This is a genomic window from Candidatus Solirubrobacter pratensis, from assembly GCF_000425945.1.
In the GTDB taxonomy this organism is placed as follows: Bacteria; Actinomycetota; Thermoleophilia; order Solirubrobacterales; family Solirubrobacteraceae; genus Solirubrobacter; species Solirubrobacter pratensis.
In genome coordinates this window covers 148,658-163,346 of sequence record NZ_KE384482.1, presented here as the reverse complement: position 1 = coordinate 163,346, position 14,689 = coordinate 148,658, and the positions used below count along the sequence as shown (strand labels likewise).

Genomic DNA, 14,689 nt, shown 5'->3' with positions numbered 1-14,689 from the left:
CCCGCGCACGCGGGCGGGGCGCGGAGGCATGCGCGGGGCGGGGCCGCGGCGGGGCGGAGACCACGTGCGCCGGGCGGTGACGCCGATCGGCCGCTTGCCGTTTCGCGGCTTCCTGGAACCGCGCCGCGGCTTCCGTCGGCGGGTAGGCTCCCGGACCAGATGATCCGCCCGACCGCCGCCGCGCTCGCGGCCGCCGTGGCCCTCGCGGCCGTTCCCGCCACCGCCTCGGCCGCCTACCGGGCGTTCCGTTCGCCGACCGGCAAGCTCGGCTGCGCGTTCTACTCGGACGCGGAGACCCCGCCCGCCGTCCGCTGCGAGTGGAGCGGCGGTGACGATCGTGCAATCACGCTCGCCGAGACGGGGAAGGCCAAGCGCGTGAAGATCACAGACACGGTCATGGACTCGAAGGCGAGGGCGCTGGCGTACGGCAAGACGACGACGTTCCGGAAGCTGCGGTGCACGTCGCGCGAGGCCGGCATCAGTTGCCGGAGCACGCGTTCGGGCCACGGCTTCACCGTGTCCGTCCAGAAGCAGGAGGTGTACTGAGGCATGGCCGGCGAGCAGTGGGTCTATGACTTCTCCGAGGGCTCGAAGGACATGCGCGAGCTGCTCGGGGGCAAGGGCGCGAACGTCGCGGAGATGACGCGCGTACTCGGCGCTGACCGCGTTCCCGCCGGCTTCACGATCACCACGGAGGCCTGCGTCGCCTACATGCGCGCCGACAAGCGGGAGCCGGAGGGGATGGCCGAGCAGGTCGAGAGCGCGCTCGAACGGCTGCAGGAGCAGGCCGGCAAGCGGCTCGGCGACGACGAGGATCCGCTGCTCGTGTCCGTTCGCTCGGGCGCGCGCGAGTCGATGCCCGGCATGCTCGACACCGTCCTCAACCTCGGCCTCAACGACACCTCCGTCCAGGGCATCGCGCGCGCGACCGAGAACGAGCGCTTTGCGTGGGACTCCTACCGCCGCTTCGTGCAGATGTTCGGCAACGTCTCCCGCGGCATCCCGGGCGAGGCGTTCGAGGACGCGATCAAGAACGCGAAAGGCGATCGGAACGTCAAGGACGACACGGAGCTGGACGTCGAGGCGCTGAAGGAGCTCACGGACACGTTCAAGGGCATCTACCGCGAGCACACCAGCGAGGACTTCCCGCAGGAGCCCGAGGAGCAGCTGCGGCTCGCGATCCGTGCGGTCTTCGACTCCTGGATGGGCAAGCGCGCCGTCGAATACCGCCGCCTCAACCACATCCCGGACAGTTGGGGCACCGCCGTCAACGTGCAGCAGATGGTGTTCGGCAACAAGGGCGACACGTCGGGCTCGGGCGTCGCGTTCAGCCGCGACGAGGTGACCGGCGCGCCGGAGCCGAGCGGCGACTTCCTCCCGAACGCGCAGGGCGAGGACGTCGTCTCCGGCGTCCGCACGCCGCGCGACATCGCCGAAATGAAGGACTGGCTGCCCGAGGCCCACGAGCAGCTGATGGAGATCCTGCGCACGCTCGAGTCGCACTACAAGGACATGCAGGACACCGAGTTCACGGTGGAGGAGGGGCAGCTCTACATGCTGCAGACCCGCAACGCCAAGCGGCCGGCGCAGGCCGCGGTGCGCTTCGCGGTCGACGCCGTCAGCGAGGGGCTGCTCACGAAGGAGGAGGCGATCGCCACCATCGACGCCGGCCGGCTCGACGCCCTCCTGCACCCGACCTTCGACCCCACGGCCGACTACGACGTCATCGCCAAGGGCGTCAGCGCCTCGCCCGGCGCCGCCAAGGGCGAGGTCGTCTTCACGGCACAGGATGCCGTCGACGCGGCCGGCGAAGGCCGCGACGTCATCCTCGTGCGTCCGTTCACCGAGGCCGACGACGTGGCCGGCTTCCATGCCGCGAAGGGCATCCTGACCTCCGAGGGGGGCAAGGCGTCGCACGCGGCGCTGGTGGCGCGCGGGATGGGCCGGCCGGCGGTCGTCGGCGCCGATGCGCTGGCGATCGACCTCAAGGCGCGGACGATCTCCGTCAACGGAACCGAGCTCCACGAGGGCGACCGGATCGCGATCGACGGCACGACGGGCCAGGTGACGACCGAGGACGTGCCGCTCGTGGAGGCGCAGGTCAACGAGCACTTCGAGCAGGTGCTGGAGTGGGCGGACGAGATCCGCCGCCTGGGCGTGCGCACGAACGCGGACACGCCGGACGATGCGGCGAAGGCGCGCGAGCTGGGCGCCGAAGGCATCGGGCTGTGCCGGACGGAGCACATGTTCATGGCCGAGGACCGCCAGCCGAAGATGCGAGCGATGATCATGGCGGCCGACGAGGAGGGCCGCCGCGAGGCGCTGGCGGACCTGCTGCCGCTGCAGCAGGAGGACTTCGAGGGCCTGTTCGAGGCGATGAAGGGGCTGCCGGTGACGATCCGGCTGCTCGACCCGCCGCTGCACGAGTTCCTCCCGAACCTGGTGGACCTCTCCGCGCAGGTGGAGCGCGCGCGGATCGAGTGCACGGACGACCTGGAGCAGCTGGAGCGGCTGCTTTCGCGCACCGAGGCGATCTCGGAGGAGAACCCGATGCTGGGCACGCGCGGGTGCCGGCTGGGGATCCTGTTTCCCGAGATCTACGAGATGCAGGTGCAGGCGATCATGCGCGCGGCGAAGGCGATGGACGAGCCTCCGCACCCGGAGATCATGATCCCGCTCGTGGACTACGAGCAGGAGCTCGAGATCATGCGCGATCTGGTGGTCCGGGTCGGCGACGGGGAAGGGCTGCACGAGGGTGAGGACTACACCGTCGGGACCATGATCGAATTGCCCCGCGCGTGTTTTGTTGCAGATCGGATCGCGGAATTCGCAGACTTCTTCTCTTTCGGCACGAATGACCTCACGCAGACGGCGCTCGGGTTCTCGCGCGACGACGTCGAGTCGAAGTTCGTGCCGACCTACATGAGGCGGCGGATCATCGACCGGAGTCCGTTCGAGACGATCGACAAGCCGGGGGTCGGCTGGCTGGTGCGCCTGGCGGCGTGGGTCGGACGCGAGCGCAAGCCGGACCTCAAGCTCGGCATCTGCGGCGAGCACGGCGGCGATCCGGACTCGATCGAGTTCTTCCACATGGCCGGGCTCGACTACGTCTCGTGCAGCCCGTTCCGCGTCCCGATCGCGCGTGTCGCGGCGGCCCAGGCGGCCGTCATCCATGCGGGCGATCGTGACTGGGCGTACACGCAAGCGTGACGAAAGTGCATCTTTTCGCCAGGTCGCTCCGCCGGGGCGGTCACAATTGACGGTGTGACCGCCGTCGGCCCCCAGGACTTCGCCGAGCGTCAGCGCGCGTGGGAGTCCGCGTGGCTGTCGGAGCTCGCGACGCCGTCGTATCCCGCGCGCCGCGCGCGCGAGGAGCCCGACTGCGGCGTGCGCACGCCGTTCCAGCGCGATCGCGACCGGATCGTCCATTCCAAGGCGTTCCGGCGGCTCAAGCACAAGACCCAGGTGTTCGTCGCGCCCGAGGGCGACCACTACCGCACGCGGCTCACCCACACGCTCGAGGTCACCGGCATCTCGCGGACCGTCGCCCGCGCGCTGCGGCTCAACGAGGATCTGACGGAGGCGATCGGGCTCGGTCACGACGTCGGGCATCCGCCGTTCGGGCACACCGGCGAGGACGTGCTCGACCGCTGCGGCCGCGAGCGCTTCGGCCGCGGCTTCCGGCACAACGAGCACTCGCTGCGCGTGGTCTCCGTCCTCGAAGCGCTCAACCTGACCGAGCCGGTGCGCGACGGCATCCTGCGCCACTCCAGCGGGGCGGGCGAGCCGGCGACGCTCGAGGGCAAGATCGTGCGGCTCGTGGACCGCATCGCCTACATCAACCACGACATCGACGACGCCGTGCGCGCCGGCGTGCTTTCCGACGCGGACCTGCCGCGCGAGGAGATCGAGATCCTCGGCCCGACGGGCTCCAAGCGCATCGACACGCTGGTGCACGACCTGGTCGAGCACTCCGAGCGGGCGGGCGACATCGCGCAGGGCGGGGAGGTCGGCCGCGCGATGTACTCGCTGCGCTCGTTCATGTTCGAGCGCGTCTACCTCGGCCCGCGCGCGCGGCAGGAGCACACGAAGATCGAGCGGGTGCTGCGCGGGCTGTTCGAGTACTACTGCGAGCATCTGGAGGAGCTGCCCGAAGGGGCCGACGGCGCGACGGACGCCGAGCGCGTGGTGGACTACCTGGCGGGGATGACCGACCGCTTCGCCATCCGCGCCTGGACGGATCGCTTCGTGCCGCAGGGCCTCGCCCTCTAATGGCGCGCTACACGCGAGAGTCGCGCGAACGGGTACGGGACGCCGTCGACTTCGCCGAGATCGTCGGCGCACGGACGGAGCTCAAGCGCTCGGGCGTGAACCGGCTGCAGGGCCTATGCCCGTTTCACGAGGAGCGGACGCCGTCGTTCGGCATCGACCCCGTCGAGAAGCTCTACTACTGCTTCGGCTGCTCCGCGGGCGGCGACGTCTTCAGCTTCGTGATGGAGACCGAGGGACTCGACTTCGCGAGTGCGCTCGAGTGGCTCGCCGAGCGCTATCGCGTACCGCTCGAACGGGAGGCCGAGGACCCGCGCGAGGCCGAGCAGCGCCAGGCTCGCGAGCGGCTCTTGGCCCTGCTGGAGCGGACGGCGGCCTGGTACGTGCGGCTGCTGTGGGAGAGCGACGAGGCGGCTCCCGCGCGCGAGTACCTTGGCTCGCGCGGGCTCGAAGAGGGGGCGCTGCGCGAGTACCGCGTGGGCTGGGCGCCGGACGCGTGGGACCGGGTCGTCGCCGCGTCCTCGCGCGCGGGCTTCTCGGCCGCGGAGCTGCTCGCGGCGGGGCTCGCACAGCGGCGCCGCGACGGCAGCGGCCTGGTTGATCGCTTCCGCGGCCGCATCACGTTCCCGCTCGCGGACGTACGCGGGCACGTGCTCGGGTTCGGAGCGCGGGCGATGAAGGCGGGGGACACGCCGAAGTACCTCAACACGTCCGAGAGCGAGCTCTTCCACAAGAGCCGGCTCGTGTACGGCGCCGATCTCGCGCGGGCGGCGGCGGCGAAGGCGGGGCGCGTGGTGCTCGTGGAGGGCTACACGGACGTGATCGCGCTGCGGCAGGCAGGGGTGCCCGAGACCGTGGCGTCGATGGGCACCGCGCTGACGGATGCTCAGGTCGACGCGATCGCGCGGCTGGCGCCGCGGGCGCTGTTCTGCCAGGACCCGGACACCGCGGGGCAGGAGTCGGTCGCGCGCGGGATCGCGGGGCTGCGCCAGCACAACCAGTCGCGGTCGACGACCTCGGTCGAGTTCCGGATCGTGCGGCTGCCGCCGGGACAGGATCCGGCCGACGTGGTGCAGCGCGAGGGTGCGGACGCGATGCGCGAGCGGATCGAGGCGGCGGTGCCGATCGAGCGGTTCGAGGTCGAGCGGGCGCTGGAGCTGGGCGATCTGGCGAGCCCCGACGGGCGCGACGCGGTCCTGCGGCAGGTCGCAGGCATCATCGCGCCGCTGCCGGCGAGCGTGCTGCGCGCGGACCTGACGCAGCTCGTGGCCAGCCGGCTGCAGCTGGGGGAGAACCTGATCAACGAGGTGCTGGCCTCGGCGCTGCGGGGCGACGCGCTCGCGGGCGCTCCGCGGGAAGGGGCGTGGGAGCGCGACGGCGGGCCGTCCCAGAGGGGTGGCGGATGGCCGCAGCGCGGCGAGCGCTTCCGGCCCGGCGGGCCGCGGCGCGGCGGGCGCTGGGACGCGCGGCGTGGCCGGGGCTTCGACGCGCCGCCGCCTCCCGAGCCGGTCGACCCGCACGCGGCACTGGCCCGGCGCGAGCAGAGCGAGCGCGCGTTCCTCGCCCTGTGCCTGGCGCTGCCCGAGGAAGGCGAGCGCCGGCTCGCCGAGGCCGATCTGGACGACTACTTCTTCGCGCCGGCGACGCGCGAGGCCGCGGCGTATCTGCGCGGCCGGCTGCGGAGGCCGGCCTCCGAGCTGCCCGCGGGCAATGAAGCACTCGCGCGGCTGGTCGCCGAGCTCGTGATCCGGTCGGGGAACCTCGAGGCGACTCCGGCGAAGCTCGAGCTCGAAGCGCTGCAGATGGACCTCCAGCGCCTGGAGCGCCAGATGTCGACCGCGCGGCTTTCTGGCGGGTCGGGCGTCCAGGCCCTTGCCGCGGAGCGCCAGCGCGTCCTTGACGCGATTCGCCATAAGCTCACCTGAGCAGGACTTTTCCGTCCGGCACACGAACTAGTGTTCGTGTGGTGATGGACGTCGCCACACGCGCAGCGCAGCTCGCCAAGGGGCGGTCGATCGAGTCCATCGCTCGCGAGGCCGGAAAGCCTGCGTCCACGGTCGCCTACTGGGTCAACAAGCACGGCCTGACGTCGTCCCACGCGCCCCGGCACGCGGCCCGCGGAGGGATCGAACGAGAGCGGCTCCAAGAGCTCGTCGAGCAAGGCCTCTCCATCCGGGCGATGGCGGCCGAGCTGGACGTCTCGTACACCACCGTCCGCCACTGGCTCGCCAGGCATGGGCTCGTGACGCCGCGGGCGCGGCGGCTTGCCGAGACCCTGCCCGCCCGGGCGGTTGGGGCGGAGACCACTCAGGCCGAATGCCCCACCCACGGGGTCACGACGTTCGTGCGCCGCGGGACCGACGGCTTTCGCTGCCGGCTGTGCCGCACAGGGGCGGTCCAGCGCCGCCGCCGGGAGATCAAGCGCATCCTGGTCGCGGAGGCGGGCGGAGCGTGCGTGCTCTGCGGCTACGACCGCACCCTCGGTGGATTGCACTTCCATCACCGCGATCCGTCGCAGAAGGCGTTCGCGCTTTCGCGCCAGGGCGTGACCCGCTCGCTCGCCTCCGCACGCACCGAAGCGGAGAAGTGCATGCTGCTGTGCTCCAACTGCCACGCGGAAGTCGAGGCCGGAGACCTCGAGCTCCCGCCGTGCCTACTACTATGAGCGCGTCGCCGCGCGCGACGTCGGTCGGGGGTAGCTCAATCGGCAGAGCATTCGGCTGTTAACCGAAGGGTTGTGGGTTCGAGTCCCACCCCCCGAGTCGAGCCCCACATCCTGCCGGTGCCTGGATGTGGGGCTTGCTCCTTGCTGAGGTCGCAGCGGCCATCGCGCGCCAGACCCGCTCGGCGAAGTGCCTCAGCAGCGCCCCGTGCCGGCGGTCGACGCTCGTGAGCTGCGAGATGGCCTGGCTGGTAGCGAGGCGCCGCGAGCGTTCGAGCAGCGTCGCGGTGGGCTCGGAGACTCTGCCGCGGGCCGCCGCTCCTCGGTGAAGTCAGGTCCCGGACGGCCGGCGGCGCGGCGCCCGCCCACTTGGGCAGGGTCTGCGCCCGCGATCCCGCGGCGGGCATTAGCCTCGGCGAACAACGCCGGACACGTCGTCATCCGCCCGCTGACGACGCCTCGCAACCGGCGCGGCGATGTCAACGAATCCGCGGGGAGGATGGATGCGCGCTGCGGCGACCGGTCCGGCCGAACTCGATTGCTGCCCTCGGCGCCGCGGTGTGCGCGCCGTCCGCCTCGCCGCGCTCGTGTGCGCGCTCGTAGCGCTGTGGGCGGCGGCTCCGGCGCGCGCGGGCCTGGCGCCGCCGGGCCAGCTGCCGATCGGCTTCTGGTGCGGCCCGCCCAGGGCGTTCGTCGCCGACGCGGCCGCCGCCGCCGCGCGGATGGCCGAGATCAAGGCCGCCGGCTTCAACATGGCCTCGCCGCCCTGCGAACCGCCGTACGACACCGCTACCAATCAGCGCGTGCTGACGGCCGCCCAGCAGGCCGGCATCAAGGTGATCGTCTCCGACCAGCGCCTCACGGACGCCGTTGCCGGCGGGAGCACGGCGCAGCTCGACCAGGTGCTCGCCGACTACGCCTCGTATCCCGCCCTCGGCGGCTACTACCTTGGAGACGAGCCGTCGACGGACGCCTTCTCCCGGGTCGGCGCGGTCGTCTCGTACCTGCGCGCGCGTGATCCCGAGCACCCGGCCTACGTCAATGTGATCCCCGACTTCGCGACGCCCGGCCAGCTGGGCGTGAGCGACTATGCGACGTACCTCGACCAGTACCTCGGCACGTCCGGCATATCGCTGCTGAGCTACGACCACTACCCGACGGACGGGTTCTTCACCAACCTGGCCGCCGCGCGTGACGCGGCGGCCGCCCACGGCGTCCCGTTCTGGCAGATCGTGCTCTCGACGCGACACCTCTCCTACGACCAGCCCACGCAGGCGCAGAAGCTGTGGGAGGGCATGCAGACGCTGGCCTACGGTGGCAAGGGCGTGATGTTCTTCACCTACTGGACGGTCGGCCTCGAGGATCCCGACAACTGGGGCGAGGCGATCATCGACGGCGCCGGGACGCAGACCTCGCAGTACTCGGAGATCACCGACGTCAACGCGCAGTTGCAGTCGATCGGGCAGGCGCTGCTCGGGGCGACGAACCGCTACACGTTCCAGAATGGGAAGCCCGTGGCGGGCGCGATCGCGCGGCCCGTCGGCGCCCCGGTCCGGGTCGACGGCTCGACGCCGCTCACGATCGGGGTCTTCGACGACGGCACCTACCTCTACACGCTGGTGACCAACCGCGACGCCGAAACGGCGCGCACCGCGACGCTCCAGGTCGCCACGGGGACCTCGCCGCTCGAGCGCCTCGGCCCCTCCGGCACGTGGTCGGCCGTCAGCGCGGCCGGCAGCGCGACGGCGGTCGGCGCTGCGCTGCCCGCGGGCGGCGGAGTCCTCTACCGGACCGCCCTGCCGGTAGCCCCGATCGGCTCGTGATCGCGCGGGCGGGCAGCTTCCGGTAGCCCGAGCGATCCCGGGCCCACGGGGACCGAGCGGTGGTCGAGGGCCGCGGCCCAGCCGGCCAGGCCGCCGCCGCGTCGTGACCGAGGAGATGCCCGCGCGCCGGCATCTCACGGCGCGTGCGACGGCGCGACGCCCGGGGTGAACACCGCGGGCGTGCCTCGCCGCGGCTGCGACGGTCCCACCGGCTCACCACGCCGGGTTCGAACCCCGCCGCCTGGGGGCGACGGCGGGAACGCGCGTCCCGGCCCGCGCCGTGGTACGTTCGGCACCGATGCGCCTCCACGGTTAGGTCCCCGCAGGACAGAGCCGGGCTCCGCCCCGGACGGTCGACCCTGCCCACCTTTCCGTCTTTGTCAAGGAGCATCGCCGTGTTCGCAGTAGAGATTGTCGATCTCGTCAAATCGTTCTCCCGCGGCCGCCTGGCCCTGGATCGCGTGTCGCTGACCGTCGGCCGGGGCGAGTGCGTGGCCGTGCTGGGCCAGAACGGGTCGGGGAAGTCCACGCTGGTGCGGGTGCTCGCCACGCTGCTGCTGCACGAGCAGGGGCAGGCGCGGGTGTTCGGCCATGACGTCGTGCGCGAGGAGCGGGCCGTGCGGCGGCTCGTCAACCGGGTCTCGGTCGAGGCGTCGTTCTTCAAGCGCATGTCCGCGGCGGAGAACCTGAGCTACGCCGCCCGCTTCTACGGCCTGACGCCCGGGCACACGCGCAGGCGCGTGCCGGAGATCCTGCAGGCGGTCGGGTTCCCGGCCAAGCGCGCGAAAAACCCGATGGAGGACCTCAGCCGCGGGATGCAGCAGAAGGTCGCGCTCGCCCGTGCGCTGCTGACGTCGCCGACGCTGCTGCTGCTCGATGAGCCGACGACGGGGCTCGACCCGCGCTCGAAGCTGGAGGTGCGCGAGTTCATCATGCGCATGCGATCCGAGCACGACACCACGACGCTGCTGTGCACGCACGACATGGGCGAGGCGGACGCGCTCGCGGACCGGGTCGGGATCCTCGACCGCGGCCGGCTGCTCGCGCTGGACACGCCGTCCGCGCTGCGACGGCACTACGGCGCGCGGACGCTGGAGGAGGCGTTCCTGGCGGCCACGGGCCGGGAGTTGGACGACGAAGAAGACCAGGAGGCCGCGTCATGGGCGCCGAGGAAGACGCGCGCCAGACGGCGATCGCGCCGGGCGGCGGTGCCGGTGGCGCCCGAGGCGGCCCGATGACCGGCGGCGGCGCGCTCCAGGCCGCACGCCTGCAGAGCATCGCGCTGCTCGGGATCGTCGAGCGCAACGCGTACCTCGTGAAGCGCTACGGATGGTGGGAGCTCGCGTTCTTCGTCTGGACGATCGCGAACACGCTCACGGTGGTGTTCATCGCCGACGGCGTCCAGGCCGGCGGGGGCACGCTGGACGTGGAGCGCCAGACGACGATCCTGCTGATCGGCGCAGTGATCTGGTCCTACCTCGGATCGTGTTCGAGGTCCTGACCGAGACCGTCGCGTGGGAGCGCTGGGAAGGGACGATCGAGTACACGTTCATGGCGCCGCTCAGCCGCGCCGTGCACCTGCTGGGCATGGGCGCCTTCGCCGTGCTCTACGGCGTGATCCGGACGGCGCTGCTGTTCGCCGTCGTCGCGCTGTTCTTCGGGCTCGCATTCCCCGACGCGAACTGGGCGGCGGCGCTGATCCTGCTGGCGACGGCGTCGGTCAGCTTCGTCGGCGTCGGCATGATCACCGCGGTCCTCCCGCTGATCTCGCCGGAGAAGGGCGCGCAGCTCGGCTTCGTCGCCCAGGGCATGCTGCTGGTCGTCTCGGGCGTCTACTACCCGGTCGACGTGATGCCGCAGTGGATGCAGTGGATCTCGACGATCAGCCCGGCGACGTACGCGCTCGAGGGCATCCGCGGCGCGGTGCTCGACGGCCAGGGCGTCACGGCGGACGACCTGATCCCGCTGATCGCGATCGGCGCGCTGTCGATCCCGCTCGGCCTCGCCACCTTCCGGGCGGGCGAGCGCTACGCCAAGCGGACCGGGAAGCTCAAGCGCGCCGGTTAGCCCACGACTCGAGCTCGGCGACCGCGCGTGCGGGGCCGGGGTGCGACGCCGCCCAGGCGGCGAGAGCCCCGGCCCGCCGCCGCGCGCCGCGCCGCGCCAGCGCGCGCCGGACGGCGAGCCGCACGCCGGCCGGCGTGCAGAACCGCAGCGGCAGCCGCACGCCCAGGCCGGCCCAGTCGATCCTCGCGCCGTTCTCGGCCATGTCGCCGCCCGCCGGACACAGCACCACCGGGCAGCCGGACGCCAGCGCCCGCACGAGCGTCCCGTGCCCGCCGCTGCACACCACCAGGTCGCACTGCGGCATCGTCTTCGCATAGGACATCCACGGCACGAGCCGCGCGTTGGCCGGCGCCGGGAGGGAGGCATCGCCGTTCGTGCTCGCGAGCACCCGCACGGGCTCGTCCGCGAGGCCCTCGAGCGCCGCCTGGAGCAGCCGCCGCTTCGGGTCCTGCGCCGTCGATGGCGCGATCAGGACGACGGGGCCTTCGCCCTCCGGCGGAGAGACCGCCGGCCCCGGCGGCTCCCACATCAGCGGCCCCACGACCCGCAGCCACGGCTCCCAGTCGCGCGGGTACTCGAGCTGCGGGAACGTGGCGATCATCGTCAGCTCCCGCGACAGCCCGGTGTGGACCCAATCCAGCGGAGCAAGCCCGAGCCGCGCGCGCGACTCGTTGAACTCCCGCCGCCCCTGTTGGAGCCCGCGCGCGACCAGCCCGTCGGTCAACCGCCACAGTCGCGAGCCCACGCGCGTCCGCGGCAGCCGCGCGCCGATCGAGAACGGCGGGAATCCCGGCGGGACCCACGGGTGTAGGTGCGGCACGAGCGTCGCCACGGGGACGCCGCAGAGCTCCGCGGCCAGTGCCGGCGCGGGCGTCAGGATGTCGGAGACCGCGATGTCGGGAGCGAACGAGACGACGAACGGCACCGTCTCCGACGCCGCCCGCACCGCGGCCGCGTAGGGCTTCAGCGGCCGCTCGCGCGTCGGGAACACCTGATATTCCGGCGCCGCGGCGAACGTCATCCCACCCGCGACCGCCGACGGCTCCCAGCGCCGCCACGTCTGGATTCCCACCTCATGCCCGGCCGCGACCAGCGCCTCGCCGAGCGCAAGCATCGGGAACGCATGGCCCGGGTCGCCGAACGCCCCGAGGAAGACCCTCATAGGTCCTTCGCGTACCCCACGACCATCACGCCGACCCAGTCATGCCACGCCCGCCGCCCGTCGCGGGCCCAGCCCAGCGCCGTGTAGAGCCGCTCGGCGGGAGCGCCGTCCGGCGTCCACAGCACCGCGCGCGCGTAGGACTGCGCGCGCATCTCCTCTTCGGCCAGCCCCAGCATCCGCGCACCGATCCCGCGCCGCCAGTGCGATGGCGCGACGAACACCGCGCCGACGTGCGCGACGCCGGGCAGCAACGGCCCAGGGGCGCCGGGAGACGGCTCGTCGAGCGCCGGCCGGAACGACGCGAACGCGACGACCTCGCCGGCGTCCTCGACGACCACGCACCAGCGGTCCGGGTCGCCGAACCGCGCGGCCCAGTCCGCCCCGACCTCAGGCGGCGTCCAGCCGGCCGGAAGCCAGTCGCGGTATGTCGCGTCGCACGCCCGCACCAGCGCGGCGAGCGGCTCCGCGTCCTCGGCGCGGAACGGGCGCTCGATCACGCGGCGAGCTCGGCGACGAGCCGCAGCTGCTCGAGCCGCTCCTCGAAGGACCAAGCCATCGGCGAGACGATCAGCGTCCCGACGCCCGCGTCCCGGTACACGCCCAGCCGCTCGCGGACGCGATCCGCCGGGCCTACGAGCGACACGGTGTCGATCAGCTCGCCCGGCAGCGCCGCGGCCGCCTCGTCCGTGCGACCCTCCAGGTAGAGATCCTGGACCTTCTCGGCGGCGGCCTCGAACCCGTAGCGCCGCACGAGCGCGTTGTAGAAGTTCTGCCTGCGCGAGCCCATGCCGCCCACATAGAGCGCCACGAAGTGCCGCATGGCGTCGCGCGCCGAGTCGAGATCGTCGCTGATCATCACGTTGACGGTCGGGGCGATGTCGAACGCGTCGTACCCGACGCCGCCGCGCGCGAAGCCGGCGTCCAGCAGCGGCCGGAACTCGCTCACGTGCTCGGGGGAGAAGAGCGTCGGGAGCCAGCCGTCGGCAATCTCCGCCGTCAGCTCCGTGTTGCGCGGCCCGATCGCCGCGACGTAGATCGGCATCCGCTCCTGCGCGGGAGCGATCGTGAGCTTGAGCGCCTTCCCCGGGCCGTCCGGGAGCGGGAGCTGAAGCGTCTCGCCGTGGAACTCGACCCGCTCACGCGCGAGGGCCATGCGCACCACCGCCACATACTCGCGCGTGCGCTGCAGCTGGCGGGCGAACCGCTGGCCGTGCCAGCCTTCGGCGACCTGCGGACCGGAGCTTCCGATCCCGAGCAGCATCCGCCCGCCCGAGAGCTGGTCGATCGTCGCCGCGGTCATCGCCGTCATCGCCGCCGAGCGGCCCGGCATCTGGAAGATCGCGCTGCCGAGCTTGATCTTCGTCGTCGCCTGCGCGAGCCAGGCGAGGATCGTCGCGGCGTCGGAGCCGTAGGCCTCCGCGGTCCAGACCGAGTCGTAGCCGAGCCGCTCCGCCTCGAGCACCAGCGAGAGCTGCTCGGAGGCGCTCAGCCCGAGCCCCCAGTAGCCCACGTGGAGGCCGAGCCTCAACGCGCGGCGCCGATCCGGTCCACCAGCCGCAGAAGGTGCAGCGGCGAGAACGGCTTGGTCAGGAACAGGTCGGCGCCGGCGTCCTGCGCGCCGCGCTCGGCGATGTCGCCGGAGTCGCCGGTCAGCATCACGATCGTCGCCTCGGCCGTCGCGGGGTCCGAGCGCAGACGGCGGCAGGCCTCGATCCCGTTCAGCCGCGGCATGTCGATGTCGAGGAAGACGATCTCCGGGCGCGCGTGGACCGCGCGCTCGACCGCCTCGAGCCCGTCGCCCGCCTCCTGCAGCCGGTAGCCGGAGATGTCCTCGAGCGTGGTGGCGATGAGCTTGCGGATCATCGGATCGTCGTCGACGATCAGGATCGTCCGCGTCACAGCGCGCCCCTCAGGCCGGCGAACACCTCGTCCGGGATCGCCTCGAAGGCGCTGACCACCGACGGGTCGAACTGCATGCCGGAGAAGCGCCGGATCTCGACGCGCGCCTGCGTCCAGTCCGACGCCGGGCGGTACGGGCGGTCCGTCGTCAGCGCATCGAGCGTGTCGGCGACCGCGAACACGCGCGCGGCGAGCGGGATCTCCTCGCCGACGAGCCCGTCGGGGTAGCCGGTCCCGTCCCAGCGCTCATGGTGGTGGCGCACGACGAGCTTGCCCTCGCCGATGAAATCGACGTCGCGCAGGATCTCGGCGCCCACGACCGGGTGCTGCGCGATCAGCGCGTACTCCTTCTCGGTGAGCTTGCTGGTCTTGAACAGGATCGCGTCCGGCACCGCGACCTTGCCGATGTCATGGAGGAGGAAGCCGAACTCGATCTGCGGCGACTCCTCGATCGAGAGCCCGACGGCGCGGGCGAGCTCCATCCCGTACGCGGTGACGCGCTCCGCATGCTTGCCCGTGTACGCGTCGCGCGCCTCGACGGCGTTGGACAGCGCGCGGACAGTCGCGCGGTAGGAGCGGCGCAGCTCCTGCGCGCGTGAGCGCTCCTGCTTGAAGACCTCGCGCAGGTCCGCGGCATAGCGCTCGAGCTGCCGCTGGCGTGCAGCGGCCTCCTGCTCAGTCTGCCGCAGGCGTGCACGCAGGGTCGGGACCGTGTCCTCGTTAACGGCGCTCAAGTCGTCACCATCGGGGCCTTCCAACGCGCGGATTAGCCTACTGAGGCTCAAACGGACGCGATGCCCCGATCTT

General features: G+C 72.2%; 14 protein-coding genes and 1 tRNA gene. 10 read left to right on the top strand and 5 right to left on the bottom strand.

Going from position 1 to position 14,689, the window contains the following annotated elements; genetic code table 11:
* The first annotated feature begins 159 nt into the window (after nucleotides 1-159).
* The 10 genes from H958_RS0133730 (at nucleotide 160) to H958_RS42420 (ending at nucleotide 10,821) form a co-directional block, all read left to right on the top strand.
* Complete coding sequence (locus H958_RS0133730; RefSeq protein WP_028061871.1) at nucleotides 160-546, top strand: DUF6636 domain-containing protein; 387 nt, start codon at nucleotides 160-162, stop codon at nucleotides 544-546.
* Between the two features lie 3 nt (nucleotides 547-549).
* Nucleotides 550-3,210, top strand: coding sequence for a pyruvate, phosphate dikinase (ppdK, locus tag H958_RS0133725; RefSeq protein WP_028061870.1), 2,661 nt, complete (start codon nucleotides 550-552; stop codon nucleotides 3,208-3,210).
* A gap of 54 nt (nucleotides 3,211-3,264) precedes the next feature.
* Nucleotides 3,265-4,272, top strand: a complete 1,008-nt coding sequence (locus tag H958_RS42440; protein ID WP_037412715.1) for a deoxyguanosinetriphosphate triphosphohydrolase — start codon at nucleotides 3,265-3,267, stop codon at nucleotides 4,270-4,272.
* Complete coding sequence (gene dnaG / locus H958_RS42435; protein WP_051325187.1) at nucleotides 4,272-6,194, top strand: DNA primase; 1,923 nt, start codon at nucleotides 4,272-4,274, stop codon at nucleotides 6,192-6,194. Before H958_RS42440 ends, dnaG begins: the two co-directional genes overlap by 1 nt.
* Nucleotides 6,195-6,238: 44 nt before the next feature.
* Nucleotides 6,239-6,934 carry a helix-turn-helix domain-containing protein gene (locus tag H958_RS44660; RefSeq protein ID WP_156028484.1) on the top strand — a complete coding sequence of 232 codons (696 nt, stop codon included), beginning with the start codon at nucleotides 6,239-6,241 and terminating at the stop codon, nucleotides 6,932-6,934.
* 24 nt (nucleotides 6,935-6,958) lie between these two features.
* Nucleotides 6,959-7,031, top strand: a tRNA-Asn gene (locus H958_RS0133705).
* A 460-nt stretch (nucleotides 7,032-7,491) separates the two neighbouring features.
* Nucleotides 7,492-8,754 (top strand): hypothetical protein, encoded by a 1,263-nt coding sequence (locus H958_RS0133695; protein WP_028061868.1) that lies wholly within the window; start codon nucleotides 7,492-7,494, stop codon nucleotides 8,752-8,754.
* Between the two features lie 395 nt (nucleotides 8,755-9,149).
* Complete coding sequence (locus H958_RS42425; protein WP_081686556.1) at nucleotides 9,150-9,992, top strand: ABC transporter ATP-binding protein; 843 nt, start codon at nucleotides 9,150-9,152, stop codon at nucleotides 9,990-9,992.
* Entirely contained in the window at nucleotides 9,989-10,255 is a 267-nt protein-coding gene (locus H958_RS48060) for a hypothetical protein (protein WP_196807710.1), read from the top strand. Before H958_RS42425 ends, H958_RS48060 begins: the two co-directional genes overlap by 4 nt.
* Nucleotides 10,240-10,821, top strand: a complete 582-nt coding sequence (locus tag H958_RS42420) for an ABC transporter permease (protein WP_196807709.1) — start codon at nucleotides 10,240-10,242, stop codon at nucleotides 10,819-10,821. Before H958_RS48060 ends, H958_RS42420 begins: the two co-directional genes overlap by 16 nt.
* Here H958_RS42420 and H958_RS42415 read toward each other — a convergent pair.
* The 5 genes from H958_RS42415 to H958_RS42405 are packed head-to-tail and all read right to left on the bottom strand — an operon-like array spanning nucleotide 10,805 to nucleotide 14,616.
* On the bottom strand, nucleotides 10,805-11,983 hold the full coding sequence (locus H958_RS42415; RefSeq protein ID WP_196807708.1) for a glycosyltransferase: 1,179 nt from the start codon (nucleotides 11,981-11,983) through the stop codon (nucleotides 10,805-10,807). The two genes, H958_RS42420 and H958_RS42415, sit on opposite strands and share 17 nt — an antisense overlap.
* Complete coding sequence (locus H958_RS44655) at nucleotides 11,980-12,480, bottom strand: GNAT family N-acetyltransferase (protein ID WP_028061867.1); 501 nt, start codon at nucleotides 12,478-12,480, stop codon at nucleotides 11,980-11,982. The genes H958_RS42415 and H958_RS44655 overlap by 4 nt, the downstream gene beginning before the upstream one ends.
* Complete coding sequence (locus H958_RS0133670) at nucleotides 12,477-13,511, bottom strand: LLM class F420-dependent oxidoreductase (protein ID WP_028061866.1); 1,035 nt, start codon at nucleotides 13,509-13,511, stop codon at nucleotides 12,477-12,479. Before H958_RS0133670 ends, H958_RS44655 begins: the two co-directional genes overlap by 4 nt.
* Nucleotides 13,508-13,882, bottom strand: a complete 375-nt coding sequence (locus H958_RS0133665) for a response regulator (RefSeq protein ID WP_028061865.1) — start codon at nucleotides 13,880-13,882, stop codon at nucleotides 13,508-13,510. The genes H958_RS0133670 and H958_RS0133665 overlap by 4 nt, the downstream gene beginning before the upstream one ends.
* Nucleotides 13,879-14,616, bottom strand: a complete 738-nt coding sequence (locus tag H958_RS42405) for an HD-GYP domain-containing protein (protein ID WP_051325185.1) — start codon at nucleotides 14,614-14,616, stop codon at nucleotides 13,879-13,881. The genes H958_RS0133665 and H958_RS42405 overlap by 4 nt, the downstream gene beginning before the upstream one ends.
* Nucleotides 14,617-14,689 lie beyond the last annotated feature (73 nt).